The sequence below is a fragment of the Amycolatopsis sp. NPDC051106 genome (assembly GCF_040682775.1).
Classification (GTDB): Bacteria; Actinomycetota; Actinomycetes; order Mycobacteriales; family Pseudonocardiaceae; genus Amycolatopsis.
The window spans coordinates 73,374-91,215 of sequence record NZ_JBFBBQ010000027.1 but is presented as its reverse complement, the minus strand read 5'-3'; the positions used below and the strand labels follow the sequence as shown (position 1 = coordinate 91,215).

At 69.9% G+C, this 17,842-nt stretch carries 17 protein-coding genes and 1 tRNA gene; 5 read left to right on the top strand and 13 right to left on the bottom strand.

Translation table 11 applies throughout. The annotated features are described in order from the left end of the window. The first annotated feature begins 12 nt into the window (after positions 1–12). The gene (locus AB0M83_RS21630; RefSeq protein ID WP_364519638.1) at positions 13–357 is read left to right on the top strand and encodes a ClpX C4-type zinc finger protein; all 345 of its coding nucleotides are present in this window, start codon (positions 13–15) and stop codon (positions 355–357) included. Here AB0M83_RS21630 and AB0M83_RS21625 read toward each other — a convergent pair. The 8 genes from AB0M83_RS21625 to AB0M83_RS21590 all read right to left on the bottom strand — a co-directional run bounded on the left by AB0M83_RS21625 (position 354) and on the right by AB0M83_RS21590 (position 8,377). Next, a complete protein-coding gene (locus AB0M83_RS21625) occupies positions 354–1,157 on the bottom strand; it encodes an SAM-dependent methyltransferase (RefSeq protein WP_364519612.1) in 804 nt (267 codons plus the stop codon). The two genes, AB0M83_RS21630 and AB0M83_RS21625, sit on opposite strands and share 4 nt — an antisense overlap. A gap of 73 nt (positions 1,158–1,230) precedes the next feature. Further along, positions 1,231–2,127, bottom strand: a complete 897-nt coding sequence (locus AB0M83_RS21620) for a class I SAM-dependent methyltransferase (RefSeq protein WP_364519610.1) — start codon at positions 2,125–2,127, stop codon at positions 1,231–1,233. 61 nt (positions 2,128–2,188) lie between these two features. Continuing rightward, positions 2,189–2,365, bottom strand: a complete 177-nt coding sequence (locus tag AB0M83_RS21615; RefSeq protein WP_364519608.1) for a hypothetical protein — start codon at positions 2,363–2,365, stop codon at positions 2,189–2,191. A 408-nt stretch (positions 2,366–2,773) separates the two neighbouring features. After that, positions 2,774–2,847: transfer RNA gene (locus tag AB0M83_RS21610), tRNA-Pro, on the bottom strand. Between the two features lie 117 nt (positions 2,848–2,964). Continuing rightward, entirely contained in the window at positions 2,965–4,137 is a 1,173-nt protein-coding gene (locus tag AB0M83_RS21605; RefSeq protein ID WP_364519606.1) for an alginate lyase family protein, read from the bottom strand. A 169-nt stretch (positions 4,138–4,306) separates the two neighbouring features. Then, complete coding sequence (locus AB0M83_RS21600) at positions 4,307–6,562, bottom strand: glycosyl hydrolase family 18 protein (RefSeq protein ID WP_364519604.1); 2,256 nt, start codon at positions 6,560–6,562, stop codon at positions 4,307–4,309. Between the two features lie 121 nt (positions 6,563–6,683). Further along, the gene (locus tag AB0M83_RS21595; RefSeq protein ID WP_364519602.1) at positions 6,684–7,463 is read right to left on the bottom strand and encodes an enoyl-CoA hydratase/isomerase family protein; all 780 of its coding nucleotides are present in this window, start codon (positions 7,461–7,463) and stop codon (positions 6,684–6,686) included. Positions 7,464–7,465: 2 nt separating this feature from the next. Next, positions 7,466–8,377: a PaaX family transcriptional regulator C-terminal domain-containing protein gene (locus tag AB0M83_RS21590; RefSeq protein WP_364519600.1), complete on the bottom strand. Its 912-nt coding sequence runs from the start codon at positions 8,375–8,377 to the stop codon at positions 7,466–7,468. Between the two features lie 143 nt (positions 8,378–8,520). Here AB0M83_RS21590 and AB0M83_RS21585 point away from each other — a divergent pair, with 143 nt between their 5' ends. From AB0M83_RS21585 to AB0M83_RS21575, 3 genes are all read left to right on the top strand, one after another. Continuing rightward, positions 8,521–10,158 carry an ABC-F family ATP-binding cassette domain-containing protein gene (locus AB0M83_RS21585; protein ID WP_364519598.1) on the top strand — a complete coding sequence of 546 codons (1,638 nt, stop codon included), beginning with the start codon at positions 8,521–8,523 and terminating at the stop codon, positions 10,156–10,158. Next, complete coding sequence (locus AB0M83_RS21580; protein ID WP_364519596.1) at positions 10,155–10,661, top strand: GNAT family N-acetyltransferase; 507 nt, start codon at positions 10,155–10,157, stop codon at positions 10,659–10,661. Before AB0M83_RS21585 ends, AB0M83_RS21580 begins: the two co-directional genes overlap by 4 nt. A gap of 165 nt (positions 10,662–10,826) precedes the next feature. Then, positions 10,827–11,891, top strand: a complete 1,065-nt coding sequence (locus tag AB0M83_RS21575; protein ID WP_364519594.1) for a hypothetical protein — start codon at positions 10,827–10,829, stop codon at positions 11,889–11,891. A 1-nt stretch (position 11,892) separates the two neighbouring features. Here AB0M83_RS21575 and AB0M83_RS21570 read toward each other — a convergent pair whose 3' ends face one another. Then, entirely contained in the window at positions 11,893–12,837 is a 945-nt protein-coding gene (locus AB0M83_RS21570; protein ID WP_364519636.1) for a methionyl-tRNA formyltransferase, read from the bottom strand. Positions 12,838–12,950: 113 nt separating this feature from the next. On the opposite strand from AB0M83_RS21570, the gene AB0M83_RS21565 reads away from it, so the two are divergent. After that, entirely contained in the window at positions 12,951–14,261 is a 1,311-nt protein-coding gene (locus AB0M83_RS21565; protein WP_364519592.1) for a lysine N(6)-hydroxylase/L-ornithine N(5)-oxygenase family protein, read from the top strand. Here the strand turns inward: AB0M83_RS21565 and AB0M83_RS21560 are convergent. The 4 genes from AB0M83_RS21560 to AB0M83_RS21545 all read right to left on the bottom strand — a co-directional run bounded on the left by AB0M83_RS21560 (position 14,248) and on the right by AB0M83_RS21545 (position 17,709). After that, positions 14,248–14,733: a DinB family protein gene (locus AB0M83_RS21560; protein WP_364519590.1), complete on the bottom strand. Its 486-nt coding sequence runs from the start codon at positions 14,731–14,733 to the stop codon at positions 14,248–14,250. The two genes, AB0M83_RS21565 and AB0M83_RS21560, sit on opposite strands and share 14 nt — an antisense overlap. A 75-nt stretch (positions 14,734–14,808) precedes the next feature. Continuing rightward, positions 14,809–15,612 carry an ABC transporter ATP-binding protein gene (locus AB0M83_RS21555; protein WP_364519588.1) on the bottom strand — a complete coding sequence of 268 codons (804 nt, stop codon included), beginning with the start codon at positions 15,610–15,612 and terminating at the stop codon, positions 14,809–14,811. Positions 15,613–15,617: 5 nt separating this feature from the next. After that, positions 15,618–16,670 (bottom strand): iron chelate uptake ABC transporter family permease subunit, encoded by a 1,053-nt coding sequence (locus tag AB0M83_RS21550; RefSeq protein ID WP_364519586.1) that lies wholly within the window; start codon positions 16,668–16,670, stop codon positions 15,618–15,620. A 1-nt stretch (position 16,671) separates the two neighbouring features. After that, on the bottom strand, positions 16,672–17,709 hold the full coding sequence (locus AB0M83_RS21545; protein ID WP_364519584.1) for an iron chelate uptake ABC transporter family permease subunit: 1,038 nt from the start codon (positions 17,707–17,709) through the stop codon (positions 16,672–16,674). Positions 17,710–17,842 lie beyond the last annotated feature (133 nt).

The following is a 17,842-nucleotide window of genomic DNA, read 5'->3' as shown; positions in this document are numbered from 1 at the left end:
GGTCTCATGGCAGTGATCGCACGGTGTTCGTTCTGCGCGAAGCCGAACACGGAAGTGGAGACGCTCGTCGGTGGTCCGGGGGTGTTCATCTGCGACGGGTGCGTCCAGTTGTGCGTCACCGTGATCGACGGCAAGCCGGCGGACGCGCCGCTCATCGCGCCGTGGGAGCACGATCTGCCGCTCGAACAGGTGCTGCAGAACCTCGGCCCGGTCGCCGCGGCGACCACGCAGGTGCAGCAGAACCTCGCCGCGTGGGTCGGCAAGGCGCGCACCCTGGGCGGCACGTGGGCGCAGATCGGCGACGCGCTGGGCATGACCCGCCAGTCGGCGTGGGAGCGCTTCGCCAGTGAGACTTAAGGTTTGACGCCCACGCCGGCGTAGAGGCCGTCTTCTTCGGGGTCGACGACGGCGGCGAGCCGATCCGGCCGCCAGTTCGCGGACGTGGTCAGCCCCGGTTCGACGAGTTCGAAGCCGTCGAAGAGGGCCAGCACCTCGGCACGCGAGCGCGGGTAGATGGAGTCCTGCGTCGACCGCATGGTCTCGGCGATCTTGGGGTCGCGCAGGACGGCGAAGTCGTTGGTGAGATGGGTGAGCGCGAGGTGGCTGCCGGGCGCGAGGGCGTCCCGGTAGGCGGCGAAGATCCGGCTGACGTCCGGCAGGTAGTGCCCGAGCGTGATGGCCAGCAGCCCGACGGGTTCCTCGAGGTCGAGCAGCTTCTTGACGGGCTCGGAGCCGAGCACGGCCGCGGTGTCGGTGGCATCGGCCTCGAGGGCCTCGGCGTTCGGGTTGTCCTTGAGCAGCATGAGACTGTGCGCGACGGCGACGGGTTCGTGGTCGACGTAGACGACCTTGGACCGCGGATCGACCGCCTGGGCGACTTCGTGCACGTTGCCGACGGTCGGGATCCCGGAGCCGAGATCGAGGAACTGCCGGATGCCTCGCTCGAGCATGAACCGCACGACCCGGCGCAGGAAGGCCCGGTTCCGCCGCGCCACGGCGGCGACCTGAGGCTGGATGGCCTCGAGTTTCTGGGCGACGTCCCGATCGGCGGCGAGGTTGTGGGCCCCGCCGAGCAGGTAGTCGTAGATCCGGGCGGCACTGGGCCGGGAAAGGTCGGCCCCGGCCGGAATCCAGTCCGCACCTTCCTGATCGCTCATCGCTTCCCCCTCGAATCGGCTCGGACCACCCTACCGGGTCCGGTCGTCGGATCCAGCGTGGCCGGCACCGCGGTCATTCCCTTTCCCTCGTGGACAGCCGGAAATGCCAGATGACCATCGCCGGCGTACCGGCGCTGACGGCTTGTGCCGCTTCGGGCACCATGTCGGCCAGACACCACGGCCACAGTTCCCACGGCCCCAGCACTGTCCGATCCGCGGGCCCCGGCCGTTCGCCGGTCGGCACCGGGGGTTCCTCGCAGCGACGCACCCGCAGTCCCACCGGCAGCGCGGCGCGCAGGTAGTCCCCGATCGAGTGGCGGTGGGAGCTCAGGCGTCCAGGTCGACCCTCGGCACTGCGCACGGGTGGAATCGCGCCTTGTGCCACACGCTCGGGGTGCATGTCGGCGATCACCAGGTGTCCGCCCGGGCGCAGAACCCTGGCGAACTCCGCCAGCACCGGCTCGAGCCTCGGGATGTGGGTCAGCGCCAAGCCGCACACGACCAGATCGACCTCGGCGTCGGCGACCGGGAGTCGATGCAGATCACCGAGCAGGAACTCGGCCTGCGGTACCCGGACATGCGCGCGGGCGAGCATGTCGGGCGAGCTGTCCACGCCGATGACCCGATGGCCACGCCCGGCCAGAAGTCCGGCATAGCGACCGGTTCCGCACGCGGCGTCCAGCGCGACCCCCACGGGCAGCGAGTTCACGATCTCTTCGACGACGGGCTCGTCGATGTCGAACGCCGAGTTGGGCCGGTCGTACGTCGCCGACCACCGCCGGTAGCCCGCAACCGTGTCGACCCGGTCGACTTCCACGGCCGCGTTCGCCAACGCCTGATCCGCGAGGATCCCGCGGATCTCGGCGATCCGGGCCTCCACGAAGTCGCGGTCGAACTCTCCGGTGAACGCGCGCAGCAAGGCAATGCCTTCAAGCCCGAGCAGGTACGCACGTGGGTCTTCGTGGATCACCCGGCGGAGGCTAACGACGTGTGTCCGGCCGAGCGACTGAATTTCGCTGATCACCAGCCGCTCAGGTGACGGCGAGCGAAAGTGCGCGGTCGTTGAAGTAGGGACCGAAGCACCTGGTCAGGTTTTCGCAGTTCTGGTTCCAGGAGACGCTGTTGCCGTTGAAGCCCGTCTGGTCCCAGAAGGTGACGGAACATCCGGAACCGGCTTTGATGACGTACGAGCTGATGTGGCGGGCCACGTTCAAGCCGTTGGAGAAGTGGCGCGTGCCAAGGTTTCCCTCCGATGCTTCGTTCGCGCTCTTGGGGGCGTTGGCAGGAAGACGACGGTGACTGCAGCGACCGCCACGCTGACGATGGTTCTCCAGGGTTTCCTCATTCGCGCCCTTTCGACTGCCACCGGATCTGCTCCTCCGGCCCTGGACGAAGCGACCTTCGACCTCCCCACGCATCACTCGGTGGGTGGTTTAGCTCGCGGACGCGAAGTAGGCCATTCGCCCGTCGTGGAGATGCCGCGGGTACCGGATCCCGCCGGCGATGATCGCGGCCGCGATGCGTCGGGCGGATGATCACGGAGGGAGCGAGGCGCGGCAACACAAAGGGCCCGTGAGCTGCGGTTATGCTGCTCACGGGCCCTGCAAGTGTGTCCGTCGGGCTGACAGGATTTGAACCTGCGACCCCTTGACCCCCAGTCAAGTGCGCTACCAAACTGCGCCACAGCCCGGACCCGCACTCGCTGAGTGCGTGAGAAGTACTTTAGCGTGCCCGCCAGACGGCCCTGCACGCGGGGGCCTCATCCGCCTGACCTGCGGAAACGCAGGTCAGGCGGATCGCGTCAAGATCAAGCCGGGTTCGACGCGTGGGTCAGGGTCTGCCATGCCACGAACAGGTTGTTCGAGCCCGCCGGGCGCTGGCGCTCCGTCAGGGTCTGCGTGTTCGTCATCGCGATGCCCAAGCGGGTGTGCAACGCGTTGAAGCCCACCTCCGTCACCGGACCCAGGCCGAGGTTCAGGTGACCGCCACAGAGCCACGACGGCACCGCCGTGCCCAGCTGGTACTTCGACTGGAACCCCAGCGCCTGGCGCAGGCGCTCGCCCACGTCCGTTCCGTACACGTCCTGGCCCTGGATGCGCAGCGTCTCCGCCACGTCTGCGATCGACGCGATTCCATAGCCTGTGTGGGTGAAATCGCGGCAGGTTTCCTGTGTTAGGCCGTCCACGAACGTTGCCTGGCCCTGCCAGTAGCCCACGATCTGGTCGCGAGTGGACAGGCCGCTGCCGGGGACCGTCTTCGGCAACGCGCCGTCCGAAGACAGGTAGACATACGCTGCGACGCGGTTGCGGTACCTCGAAACCGCTTTGTCGAAGCTCGTCTTGTCCTCCAGGAACACCGAGATGCCGACCGCGGCCTCCATCATGGACAGTTCCCAGTTGCCGTTGCTGTTGCTGCCGTTGATGATTTTGTTCAGGTACACGTCCCTCAGCATCGTGCCGAAGCGGGCCGAGTTGGGCCAGCTCGTGTACGTGTACTTGATGATCTCCGCCGCGCGGGGCCAGGACGAGCCCGCCCAGCCCGTCTGCAACGGCGCGTTGCTGTTGGTGTGGCTCGTGATCGTCGCCGACCACGCGTCCATCAAGGCGATCGCCTTTTGTGCGTAGCGCGCGTCGCCCGAGATGTACCAGATCAGGGCGTCCGTGTACGCCGCTATCGCGTCCTCGCGCTCGTCCGTGCAGCCGTAGTTCGGGTTCGAATACGAGCCGCATTCGACGACCGCGCGCGGTTTCGGGGTCCGGGAAAGGGATGCGTAGGAGCTTGCCGCGGCCTGGTCGTACGCTGCTTTCCACGGCTGGGCGCCGGCCTTCACCTGCGCCTTCACGAAGTCCAGCTGCGGGCGGCTGACCAGCACGCCCGGGTGCGTGAACGTCGCCGGCGCCGCGGGTGCCGGGGTGGCGACGAGGCCCAGGGCGAGTGGAACCGAAAGGGCCGAAGTCAAGAGTCTTCTCAAGCGGGACATGGCTCTCCTCGAGACGACGATGTCTGGGGGTCCGGCCAGTTATGGTCCAGACCATCACTCGTCAAGAAGTGGGGAGGCCTTTCTTCGGCTCCTGAAGAAAAGAGACGGGAATTGTTCAGCCCGCTGAACGGAAAGCAACTTCCGTTCAGTGGGCTGAATAGCCGTACCGCTAACCGAGACCCGCGCTGACCGCGTTCATCAACGTCCCGGTGTCACCCGACATCTCCCACGCCATCACGCCGAGCAGGCCGCGCTGCTTCAGCCAGGTCGTCTTCAGCCCGATCGACCAGGCATCGTCGAACGTCCACCACTGGCCGCCGTTGCCCGTGTAGCACGACGTCGCGACCGCCGCCGTGTCGTGGTAAACCGTGCACGCCGGCACGCTCGCCACGAGGTTCGCGTAGCCCCGGGTGCCCGCTTCCTCGGCGAACTGGCCCGGTGCCGCGCCGGTTGCCGACTGCCACTCGCCGTGCTTTCCGCCGTCGGCGACACCTTGCCAACCACGGCCGTAGAACGCCAAGCCCAGAGTCAACCTGCGAGGATCGACGCCCGCGTTCGTGTAGGCGTTGATCGCGCTTTCCGCACTGAAGTGGAAGTTGTACGGGTCGTCCGCGTCGGCGTAGAGGTTGCCCTGGTGACCGGTGCGGTTCGGCTCCCACGAGTTGTCGCTGCCCGAGCCGTGGAAGTCGTAGCCCTGCACGTTCGCGACGTCCAGGTAGCTGAAGACGCGGGACAGGTCCCAGCCCGACGCCACCTTCGCCGGGTCGGCCGGGGTGAACGCGTGCAGCTGGTACCGCTTGCCGGTCGTCGCGCCGTACGCGTCGAGCTGTGCGCGGAACTCGGCCAGCAGTGCCGTCAGGTTGTCCTTGTCGCTCGGGCTCCAGTGGTTGCCCGGGTGGCCGTCGGCGCTCGCGGGCCACTCCCAGTCGAGGTCGATGCCGTCGAAGAGGCCGGCCGCCGTGCCCGGGCCGCCCGCGCCACCGTAGGACGCGAGGTTGCCCTTGATCCACGTGTCGACGCACGACGCGACGAACTTCTTCCGCGCCGCGTCGGTGGCCGCGACGTCGGAGAAGTACTTCGAATACGTCCAGCCGCCCAGCGAGACCAGCACCTTGAGGTTCGGGTGCTTCGCCTTGAGCTTCTTGAGCTGGTTGAAGTTGCCCCGCAACGATTCCCAGCCCGTGTCGGCCACGCCGTCCACCGACTGCGCCGCCGAGAACGGCCGTGAATAGTCGGCTTCGGCGTCACCCGCGCCGTCGCCCTGGTTGGGGTCCTGCGGGTTCGCCGTGGTGCCCTTCGTGACGCCGGACAGGCACGTCAGGTTCACCGGGTCGATGTTCTCGAACGCGTACAGCAGGTGCGTGAGCTGGGAAGCCGCCCCCGAAGTCTCGAGGTTCTTCACGAAGTACTGGCGCCCGTAGATGCCCCACTGCACGAAGTAGCCGACCTTCGCGTACCCGGACACGATGTCACCGGTCCGCGCGGTCACGGCGGTGCTCGGCGCCGACACGTTGTCGTAGCCGTCCCGGGCGCGCACCGTGAAGGTGTACGAAGTGGACGGTGCCAGCCCGGTCACGACAGCGGAGGTCGTGGTCACCGTCGTCGCCAGGGAGGAACCGCGATAGACGTCGTAGCTGACGACGCCGGTGTTGTCGGTGGACGCGGTCCACGTGAGTGACACCGAGGTCGCGTCGGCGGCCGTCGAGCGCAGCCCAGCCGGTGTCGAAGGCGGAGAGGTGTCGTCGGCCGGGTTGTTGGTGGTCACGGCCAACGCGGCGCTGGCCGACGAGGCGGTTCCCTTCGAATCCTTGGCCTTCACCGTGAACGAGTAAGCGGTGCTCGGTGTGAGCCCGCTGATCGTCGCGCTCGTCCCGGTGACCGACGCGGCCAGCGAGGCCCCTTGGTAGACGTCGTAACCGGTCACCGGCAGCGAACCGGCCGTCGAGGCGTTCCACGCCAGCGCGACCGTCTTGGTCGTCTTCGCGACCAGCCGCAGGTTCGCCGGCGCGCTCGGGGGAGTGTCCGGTGAACCGTCGCAGTTCGCGTTGTCGACGCGGCACTGCGCCGGCGTCGCGGCCGCGCTGAGCCGGAAGGTCGGGCTGTAGGGGTAGGTGTTCCGGCCCGGAGCCAGCGTCGCGATGTAGTACGCCGGGGTGAGCGTGACCTGCGTGCCGTTCTGGGTCACCGTGCCGTTTTCGCCGGTCGAGGCGGTGACGCCGGCGGGCAGGGTGAAGGTGATCGCCCAGTTGGTCACCGACGCGGTGCCGGTGTTGGCGACGGTGTAGGTGCCGGTCGTGCCGCTCAGCGCGAGGGTCGCGGTCAGCGAACCGGCCGCGGCGGCGGGCGGGGCGAGCGCCGCGACACCGCCGGCGGCGATCAGTACGGCGGCGAGCGCGGAGCGTAGTCGTGCGGGAGTGCGTCTCATGGCGGTTCTCCAAGCGACACGAAGCAGACGGACGTGGTGGTCTAGACCACGTCCGAATGTAACCCGGTGCGAGGAGAACCGCGCACGACCGAACGGCGGAAACCGCTGTCCGAACGGACTGTTAACGCCCCGAGAACGTCGCCTTGCCCGGCCCGTCGGCGAGGAACGATTTCACGGCGCCCCGGAGGTCCTCGGTCTCGAAGAGCTCCGCGGCGATCGACGTGATGTGCGCGTTCGCCTCCGGGACGCCGCCGGCGGAGAAGTGGTCGAGGACGCGCTTGGTCGCCGCGTGGGCGCGCGTCGGGCCTTCGGCGAGCCGCACAGCGAAGGACCGCGCGGCGTCTTCAAAGCCTTCGTCCGGCAGGACGCGGTTGACGACGTTCCAGCGCTCGAGCGTCGCGGCGTCGTAGGTGTCGCCGGTCATCACGAACTCCTTGGCGCGGCCGATGCCCGCCCGCGCGGCGAGCCGCTGGGTGCCGCCCATGGTCGGCGTCAGCCCGACGACCTTCTCGACCAGCCCGAACTTCGCGCGCGACGCGGCCAAGATGATGTCGCAGGCCACGGCCACCTCGAACGCCCAGGTCAGGCACAGGCCGTGCGCGGCGAACACCGTCGGGAACGGCAGCGCCGCGATCCGGTCCGGCACCGCGAGCATCTCGTCGAAGAGCACCTTCGCCTCGGCGGGCGAGCCCTGCGCGTCGAACAGCGAGACGTCGACCCCGCCGCTGACGACCTTGCCCTCGGCGCGGATCAGCAGCGCCCGCGCGGGCGCCTCCTCCAGCGAATCGATCGCCGTCGACAGCGAAGACTGCAGGGCAGCCGTGTAGAGGTTCAACGGCGGAGCGTCGATCGTCAGGACGGCGAGCCCGCCGTCACGGTCGAGGCGGGCCTGGTCGGTCATGGTCACCCTGATTCTTCGGCGGAGACGAGGTCGTCCCAATACTGCTGGGCCTCCGGGCGCCAGTCGACGTGTTTGTGATGGAACAGTTCCGCCGCTTTCGTCCCGCTCCACTTCGCCGGCAGGAGCTCGGCGGGCAGCTGCGGGTCGAGGAACGGGAACCGCCGCCACTCGTGCACCAGCTCGGTCTGCGCGCGCAGCACCGCCCGGCCGCCGGTCGGGTGCAGGCCGGTGAACCGGTCGATGAAGTCCTCGTAGCGGTCCTTCAGCTCGGTCAGGTCCCAGGACCGGGCGACCATCGTCTCCTGCTCGCCGACCTCGCCGTAGGTGGCGGTGAAGGACATCGCCTGGGCGTCGAGGCCGAGCTCGCTGACGATCTGCTGGGCCTCGCGCTGACGGCTCAGGTCCGGGCTGACCCACACCCCGGCGACGGGCGAGCCGAAGCCCGCCCAGGTCAGGCGCGTGCGCAGGCGGTGCCGCAGGTCGCGCTTGGCCTCCGGCACGGAGACGATCAGCATCAGCCACTGGCCGTTCCAGGGGCGCTCTTCGCGGCCGAACGCGTAGATCCGCTCGGCGCCTTCGGTCAGGAGACGGCGGCCCGGCGGCGTCAGCGACCAGCGCACACGGCGCCCGACGCGCTCGGAGACCATCCAGCCCTCGGCGGCGGAGCGGGCCAGCGCCTGCCGCGCCGACTTCTCCTCGATGTCGAGGACGCCGAGCACCTCGACCAGCATCGACGTCCAGACCGGCTTGTCCCGCGGCAGCGTGTACTCGCCGAGCACGGTCATCAGCAGCGACCGCGCACTGGCGTGGCTGACCTCGCGGCGCCGGCTCACCGTGGGCCGGGGCGCGGACGGGCGGCCTTCCCTCGGTTTCGGCCTGCGGCCGAGGGTGACCGGGGGAGCGGATTCGCCCATGCTGTTTCACCTCACTGCTCGGGGGTATCGACAACCGAACAGGTTACCCACACTGAGTGATCAAAGCGCCACCGGACACACACAGTCGGTGGTTCTGACCATGATCTGACAGTTCACCACGGGCCCGTAGACTCGGCTACCTCATGAGCGCAACTCTCGTCGCGAAGGACCTGGCCGCGGGCCACGGTGACCGCATCCTCTTCTCCGGCCTCGATCTCGTGGTCGCGCCCGGCGACGTCGTCGGCTTGGTCGGCGTCAACGGCGCCGGCAAGTCGACGCTCCTGCGGACGCTGGCCGGGCTCGCGAAACCCGACGACGGCGAGATCCGGCTGAATCCGCCGACCGCGACCGTCGGGCACCTGCCCCAGGAGCCCGAGCGGCGCGAAGGCGAGTCGGTGCGTGCCTTCCTGGCGCGGCGCACCGGCGTGTCGGCGGCGCAGGCGGACCTCGACGCGGCGACCGAGGCCCTCACCGCGGGCGAAGCCGGCGCGGACGACCACTACGCGGTGGCTCTCGACCGGTGGCTCGACCTGGGCGGCGCCGACCTCGACGAACGGGCCGCCGAAGTGGCGGCCGACCTCGGGCTGGCCGTCGACCTGGACCAGCCGATGACGTCGCTCTCGGGTGGGCAGGCCGCGCGCGCCGGGCTCGCGTCGCTGCTGCTGAGCCGCTACGACGTCTTCCTGCTCGACGAGCCGACCAACGACCTCGACCTGGACGGCCTCGCCCGGCTGGAGCGGTTCGTGTCCGGGTTGCGGGCGGCGACCGTGCTGGTCAGCCACGACCGCGAGTTCCTGGCCCGGACCGTCGACCGCGTCGTCGAGCTGGACCTCGTGCAGCAGCAGGTCAACGTCTTCGGCGGGGGCTACGAGGCCTACCTCGAAGAACGCGAGGTCGCGCGGCGGCACGCGCGGGAGGACTACGAGGAGTTCGCCGACACGAAGGCCGCGCTCGAAGCGCGCGGGCGGATGCAGCGGGCGTGGATGGAGAAGGGCGTCAAGAACGCCCGCCGGAAGCAGCCCGACAACGACAAGTCCGCCCGCAAGTTCCGCACCGAGGCCACCGAGAAGCAGGCGTCGAAGGCGCGGCAGACCGACCGGATGATCGAGCGCCTGGACGTCGTCGAGGAGCCGCGCAAGGAGTGGGAGCTGCGGATGGAGATCTCCGCGGCTCCGCGGGCGGGCGCGGTCGTCGCGACCCTTCGCGGCGCGGTGGTCCGGCGCGGCGGGTTCACGCTCGGGCCGGTCGACCTGCAGATCGACTGGGCGGACAAGGTCGCCATCACCGGCGCGAACGGCGCGGGCAAGTCGACGCTGCTGGCCGCGATGCTCGGCCGGCTCGCCCCGGACGAAGGCAGCGCGACGCTCGGGCCCGGCGTCGTCGTCGGCGAGGTCGACCAGGCACGGCGGCTGTTCCTCGGCGACGTCCCGCTCGCCGACGCGTTCGCACGCGAGGTCCCGGAGCTGCCCGACGCCGAAGTCCGGACGCTGCTGGCCAAGTTCGGGCTGAAGGCCGCGCACGTGCTGCGGTCCGCGGCGACGCTCTCGCCGGGCGAACGCACGCGGGCCGCGCTGGCCCTGCTCCAGGCCCGCGGGGTGAACCTGCTGGTGCTGGACGAGCCGACCAACCACCTGGACCTGCCGGCGATCGAGCAGCTCGAAGCGGCGCTGGACAAGTACCCGGGCACGCTCCTGCTGGTGACGCACGACCGCCGGATGCTCGACGCCGTGCACGTCACGCGCCGCCTCGAGGTCGACGGCGGCAAGGTCAGCGAACGGTGATCGTCCGCGAGGCGGGCCGCGACGACGGCGACTTCCTCGCCGACATGCTCGTGGCGGCCGTCAACTGGTCGCCCGAATGGAAGAAGCAGAGCCGCCGCCGGGTGCTGGCGGCGCCGAACACCGCGCACTACATCGCGGGCTGGCCACGGGAAGACGACCTGGGCGTGGTCGCCGAAGTGGACGGCGAGCGCGTCGGCGCGGCGTGGCTGCGCTTCTTCCCGCCCGAGGAACCGGGGTACGGGTTCGTCGCCGCCGACGTGCCCGAGCTGACGATCGGCGTGGCCGCCCCCTGGCGCGGCCGCGGGGTCGGGCGGACACTCCTGCGCGCTCTCGAAGCGCGGGCCGTCGAGGCGGGCATCCGGCGGATCGGGCTCAGCGTCGAACGGAAGAACTTCGCGCAGCGGCTCTACCTCGCGGAAGGCTACGAGATCGTGGGCGCGGGCTCCGCGGATTCCGACACCATGGTCAAGGACCTCACGGGCGGCACTTTCCCGGGAAAGTGAGCGGCAGATGCCGGTGGTGATCGGGTGGGGACGTCGTCCTCGTCGAGCCGGAGGGCGTTACCCGGCTCGTCCGAAAGGGCGGTATCTCGGCGCGTTTCTCGCACTCCGTAACAAGCAGCCGGCGTCGGGGGATTCTGCGATAAATCGGTCGGGGAGGCTGAGACAATGGAAGATCCACCGCGGAACAAGGCGACGAAGATCGTCGATACACCGTCGGTGCACGATTTGATCGTCGCGCACCAGGAACCGGAACGGCCGAATTTCGCGCGGTTGCGCGCGGCGTTCGAGAAGAACCAAGGACGCATCCTCGAGGAGTACTACGCCCTCAATTTCCCGGCGGCACTGCTGCTCGTCGCGCAGAAGCGCGGCCGCTGGTCCCGCGGTGTCGTCTACAAGACCAGGCTCTTCTACGACCCGAGCCGGAGTACCCCCGAGTTCGACGCCGTCTTCCGCTCCGCCCGGCGGGTCGAACGAAAGTACGCGGTCCTTCTGCGCGGGCGGGTCCAGGAGATCCTCACCCAGGGCATCTACACCACCGGGGCGCACCTGCTGGCGGTGCTCGACGCGATGTCCGCGGGGCGGGACCGCACCGCGGTGGAGGCGAAGCGCATCCTGGGTGCGGCCGGCGCCGCGAAGAAGGAAACCAAGCAGATCGAGCGCTACGCCTACGTCGCCGCGATGAAGTCGGCGTTGATCCGGTACCTCTCCGGCATCTTCCTGGGCGCGCTCGTCGTGGTGGCCGGTGTGTACTCGGCCTCTGCCCTGTCGTTGAGGCTCGAAAACGGGGCGCCGGTCGTGGTGTGCCTGGCCTGTGGCGGGCTCGGGGCGATGGTGAGCGTGATGGTGCGCATCACGAACCGGCGGAAGGTGCAGGTCGGCATCGACCAAGGCCGCTTCGTCACCGTTCTTTCGGGTGCTTTCCGGTCGATCATCGGTGCGGTCTTCGGTGCGGTTCTGTTCGTACTCGTGGCCGGCGGGCTGTTGCCGATCGCGATGCCCGGTGCGGCGGAAAAGATCTGGTTGTTCTTCGCCGGCCTGTCCTTCCTGGCCGGGTTCAGCGAACGGTGGGCCCAGGACACCATCATCAGGACCCTGCCCGGCGCGTCGGACGCAACCGGCGTGCTACCGGTGGACACCGAGAGGCCGCAGGTCGAGAGCGCCGCCAAGCCGCGGCTCCCAGCTGCGGCGAAGCCGCAGCTGGACGCCGGACCGGGAATGGACGACAGCTGAGTCAGGGGCGGTCGGTGAGGTACCCGCCCATCGTCTTGAAGTACTCGTGCGCGGGCAGGTCCGTGCCGTCGGCCGTGCGGACCTGTTCCACCAGCAGCCCCGGTGACTGACCGCGCCGGGCCTCCGGGCCCGCCACGATCACCACGCCCTCGCCCTCCCGGATGAAGATGCGGCCCGGCGTGCCGCCGTAGTTCCCGTGGGACACCGAGGCTCGCAGGATCCGGAGCTGTTCGCCCCGGTGGTAGGTGAACGCGTTCGGGTACGGGTCGGACAGCGCGCGCACGAACCGCTCGATGTCCGCGGGCGGGGACGTCCAGTCGATGAGACTGTCCCGCGCCGCGCGCTTGTGGAAGAAGCTCGCCTTCGTGCGGTCCTGCGGCACCGGCGTGTAGCCGGTCTCGATCATCGAGATCGCTTCGGCCGTGATCGGCGCGATCAGGTCGACCGTGCGGTGGAACAGGTCCGTCGTCGTGTCCGCGGGCCCGACCGGGATCGCGCGCTGCAGGACGATGTCGCCGGCGTCGAGCTCGCCGTCCATCATGTGGGCCGTCACGCCGACCTCCTTCTCGCCGTTGATCATCGCCCAGATCAGGGGGGAGAAACCCGCGTAGGACGGCAGCAGCGAGTCGTGGATGTTCAGCGTGCCGTGGCGCGGCAGCTCGAAGATCTCCGGCGGCAGCCACGTGCGCCAGTTGTTCGCCACGATCAGGTCGAGCTCCGCCGCCTTCAGCTCGGCCAGCAGCTCGGCGTCGTCCGGGCGGTTGCGCAGCAGGACGCGGATGCCGTTCGCCTCGGCGAGGTCGGCGACCGAGTCGGCCCAGATGCGCTCGTAGGCGTGGTCGCTCTTCGGGTGCGTGACCACGAGGGCAACCTCGTGGCCGGCGTCGATGAGCGCCTGGAGGGTCCGGTGCCCCCAGGTCTGGTAGCCGAACATCGCCACGCGCATTCGAGAGTGCCCTTCGTGATCGGGGACGAACATCACCACGAACGTACTAGGCGAGGCTCGCCTAAGTTAGGTTAGGGTTCCCTGAACGGTACCGAAGCGCGCAAGGGAGCACCATGACTGCAGAGGCCGGCGAAGAGATCCCGATCTACGACCTCGTCGGGGTGGGCTTCGGCCCGTCGAACCTGGCCCTCGCCATCGCTCTCGCCGAGCACAACGCGGGCCCGGGCGAGCCGGTGACCGCGCACTTCCTCGAGCGGCAACCGCGCTTCGGCTGGCACCGCGGGATGCTGATCGACACCGCGACCATGCAGGTGTCGTTCCTCAAGGACCTGGTCACCATGCGCAACCCGACCAGCGGGTTCAGCTTCCTGAACTACCTCCGATCGGTCGGCCGGCTGGTCGACTTCATCAACCACAAGAACCTCTTCCCGCTGCGCGTCGAGTTCCACGACTACTTCGAGTGGGCGGCCGCGAAGGTCGACGACGTCGTCTCCTACGGCACCGAGGTCGTCGCGGTGAAGCCGGTGTACGACGGTCCGGAAGTCGCCTACTTCGACGTCGAGGCCTCGGACGGCTCTTCGCTGCGCGCCCGGAACCTGGTGGTGGGCACGGGCTTGCGGCCCCAGCTGCCCGAGGGCGTTACCGCCGGCGAGCGGATCTGGCACAACAGCGAGCTGCTGTTCCGCGTGGACGCGTTGCGCGGCACCGATCCCCGCCGGTTCGTCGTGGTGGGCGCCGGGCAGAGCGCGGCGGAGGTCGCGGCGTTGCTGCACGACGAGTTCCCGCGCGCCGAGGTGTGCGCGGTGTTCGCGCGCTACGGCTACAGCCCGGCCGACGACAGCTCGTTCGCGAACCGCATCTTCGACCCGGACGCCGTCGACCAGTTCTACCGCGCGGGCGAGCCGGTCAAGGACCGCCTGATGCGCTACCACGGCGCGACGAACTACTCGGCCGTCGACATCGACCTGATCGACGAGCTGTACCGCCGGATGTACCGCGAGAAGGTGCTGGGCGTGGAGCGGCTGCGGCTGTTCAACGTCTCGCGCCCGGTCGAGGTCACCGACGCGGGGACGGTGACGATCGAGTCCCTGACGTCGGGTGCGCAGACGGTGCTGGAGGCCGACGCGGTCATCTACGCCACGGGCTACCGGCCGGCGGACCCGACGCCGCTGCTGGGCGAGCTCGGCCCGCGCTGCCTGCGGGACGACGAAGGCCGCCTCCGCGTCGAGCGCGACTACCGGCTCACGACGGAGCCGCCCCTGCGCGGCGGGATCTACCTGCAGGGCGGCACCGAGCACACGCACGGGATCACGTCGTCGCTGCTGTCGAACACCGCGGTGCGGGTGGGGGAGATCCTGCAGTCCATTGTGGACCGCCGGGTGGTCGCCGCACCCGAAGGCGAGTACGCGGTCAGCGCGCGGTGAGCTGCTCCCGGAGGATGTCGCCGTGCCCGGCGTGCCGGGCGAAGTCCTCGATCAGGAGCAGGTAGACGAACCGGAGGCTGACCTCGCCGAGGACGTCGTGCGTCCACGTGTCGTCGAGTTCGAAGCGGGCCGCGATCTCGCGTGAGCGCGCGCTCGCCCGCTCGAACTCGGCGAGCACGTCGGCGAGGCTTTCGCTTTCGGCGACGACGAAACTGGCGTCGCCCGGGGTCGTCGGCCCGTCGCACTCGGACTCGGCGAGGCCGAGCAGAAGGAGCTGGAACCAGCGGCGTTCGGCCATCGCGGCGTGCTTGACGAGGCCGATCGGCGTGGTCAGGGACGGGACCAGGCGCTGCCGGACGTCGGTTTCGGGCAGGCCGCGCGCGGTGTCGGCGACCGCGCGGCGCTGGCGGTCCATCGTCGCCTCCAGCAGGAGACGCTCGGATCCGGTGGTGGTTTCGGGCAGCACGAACACAGGTCAGCTCCAGGAGTGGGGTGGTGGCCGGACGGACCTCGGAACGGCACGAGGCGGGCCACGCCCAGGATAGCGCTAGTCGACCGGTGCCGGGTGGTGGCGGCTGATCGGGATCACCATCGGCGTCCCGCTCACCGGGTCCGGGGTCACCTGGCAGCGCACGTCGAAGACCTCGTCCACGAGCTCCTCCGTGATGACCTCCACCGGCTTGCCCGACGCCACGATCCGCCCGGACTTCATCGCGATCACGTGGTCGGCGTAGCGGCACGCCTGCGGCAGGTCGTGCAGCACCATGACCACCGTCCGGCCTTCGCCGCGGTTGAGGTCGACGACCAGGTCCAGCACGTCGATCTGGTGGGCCAGGTCGAGGTACGTCGTCGGCTCGTCGAGCAGCAGCACCGGGGTGTCCTGCGCGACCGCCATCGCGATCCACGCCCGCTGCCGCTGGCCGCCGGAGAGCTCGTCCACCGGGCGGTCGGCGAGGTCGGTCAGCTCCGTGGCCTCCAGTGCCGACGCGACCGCGCCTTCGTCCGATGTGGACCATTGCCGCCACCAGCTCTGGTGCGGGGCGCGGCCGCGGCCGACCAGGTCGGCCACCGTCATGCCCTCCGGCGCCACCGGGGACTGCGGCAGGATCCCGAGCTGCTGGGCGACCTGGCGGGTCGGCAGGTCGTGGATCGAGCGGCCGTCGAGGTACACCCCGCCCGACTTCGGCGTGAGCAGCCGGGCGAGCGTGCGCAGCAGGGTCGACTTCCCGCACGCGTTCGGCCCGACGATCGCCGTGATCTGCTCCGGGGGGATGTCGAGGTCGAGGCCGTCGATGACGACCCGGTCGTCGTAGGCGACGCGGAGGTCCTGCACCCGCAAGGACGGTGTCATCTCGGTCAGCCTCCGGAGCCGGATCGGTTGGCCCTGGCCAGCAGCCAGAGCAGCAGCGGGGCGCCGAGCACGCCGGTCACGATGCCGACCGGGAGCGCCGACGCCGTCAGCGAGCGCGCGATGATGTCGCTGCCCAGCACCACGACCGCGCCGGTGAGCGCGGACGCCGTGATCGGCGGCGAGGAGAGCCGGGCGAGCCGTTGCGCGATCTGCGGCGCGGTCAGCGCGACGAACGAGATCGGGCCCGCCGACGCCGTCGCGAACGCGACCAGGCCGGCCCCGGCCAGCAGCAGGCCGAGCCGGACCGGCTGCACCGGCGTGCCGAGCCCGGCGGCGACGTCGTCGCCGAGCAGCAGCGTCTGCATCCAGCGGGACAGCGCCAGCACCACCGGGAACAGCACGACGAGCGCGGCGAACAGCGGCACGACGTGTTCCCAGCCGCGGTTGGCGAGGTTGCCGACCAGCCAGCCGATCGACGCCTGCGCCTCGGTGATCTGCGCCTTGCTGAGCAGGTAGTCGGTGAGGCTGGTGCACATCGCGAAGATGCCGATGCCCACCAGCAGGATCCGGTACCCGGTGGTCCCGCGCCGCCACGCCAGCGCGTACACCAGCAGCGCCGTGCACAGCCCGCCGAGCAGGCCCAGCGTGGTGGTGCCGAGGCCGCCGCCGAAGCCGAACGCGATCCCGGCGACCACGGCCGTCGCCGCGCCCGCGTTGATGCCGATCATGTCCGGGCTGGCCAGCGGGTTGCGGGTGATCGTCTGGAACACCGCGCCCGACGCGCCGAACGCGAGCCCGGCCAGCAGGCCGGTCAGCGCCCGGGGCAGGCGCAGTTCCTGCACGATGTAGCCGTTTCCGCCGTCGCTGCCGCCGAACAGGCCGGACAGCACGTCGGACACCGTCATCGGGACGTCGCCGATGGTCATGCCCACGCAGAACAGCACGAAGGCGAGCACCGCGAGGACCACGGAAACGAGCAGCAGCCGGGGCCGGACCCGGCCGGACACCGCACCGACGCGGAAGGTGACGCGGTCGCGCCGCACCTGCAGCAGGCTCATGTCAGGACTCCACGAGCTTGCGGCGGCGGACCAGGTAGATGAAGAACGGCGCGCCGAGGAACGCGACGATGACGCCGGCCCGGATCTCGCTCGGCCGCGCCATGACCCGGCCGAGGATGTCGGCGGCGAGCAGCAGGCACGGCGCGAGGATCGCGGTGTAGGGCAGCAGCCAGCGGTGGTCCGGCCCGACCACGAACCGCACCGCGTGCGGGACGATCAGGCCGAGGAACACGATCGGCCCGGCGACGGCGACCGCGGCGCCGGTCAGCAGGGTGATCGCCAGCGCGCCGCGCAGCCGCAGCGGGCCGAGCTTGCGGCCGAGCGCGATCGCGACGTCGTCACCGAGGGCCAGGCTGTTGAGCGCCGGGCCGCTCGCGATCGCGAGCACCACGCCGACCACGAGGAACGGCAGGATCTGCAGCAACGCGGTCGCGTCCACGCCGGAGAGCGAGCCGGCCGACCAGAAGCGGTAGCGGTTGAGCGCCACCGGGTCCGACAGCACCATCGCGCTGGTGAAGGACGAGAGCAGGGCCGTCACGGCGGCGCCCGCGAGCGCGAGCTTGACCGGACTCGACCCGGCCCGCCCGCGCGTGCCTAGGTAGTAGACGACGGCGGTGGCGAGGAGTGCGCCGGCGAAGGCGAACCAGATGTAGCCGTAGAGCGAGCTGATCCCCAGCACGGTGATCGAGAAGACGATCGCGAACGCGGCCCCGGCGCTGACGCCGAGCAGGCCCGGGTCGGCGAGCGGGTTGCGGGTCAGCGCCTGCATCACCGTGCCGGCGAGCCCGAGGCCGGCACCCACGAGGACCGCGAGCAGCGTCCGCGGCATCCGGACACTGTGGATGATCACGGCGTCCGCGGAGCCGTCGTCGTGCCACAGCACCTGCCAGACGGCGCCGAACGAGATCTCCTTGGAGCCCAGCCAGACGCTCAGCAGGCAGAGGAGGACCAGGACACCGAAGGCGGCCAAGAGGCCGAGCGCACGGCCCGTGTGTGGCGGGCGTCGCGTGAGAGCGATCCCTCCGGGGTCTGTTCGCACCGCACCTCCGACTGGTACTCATTTTAGGTAAGGCTAACCGATGGTACAGCAGTGCGTTCTCACCCTCGGTTTGTTAGGTTGCCCTAAGTCCACACCCGGTTCAGGGTGTCTTGAGCAGCAGGAGGCTGGTCTC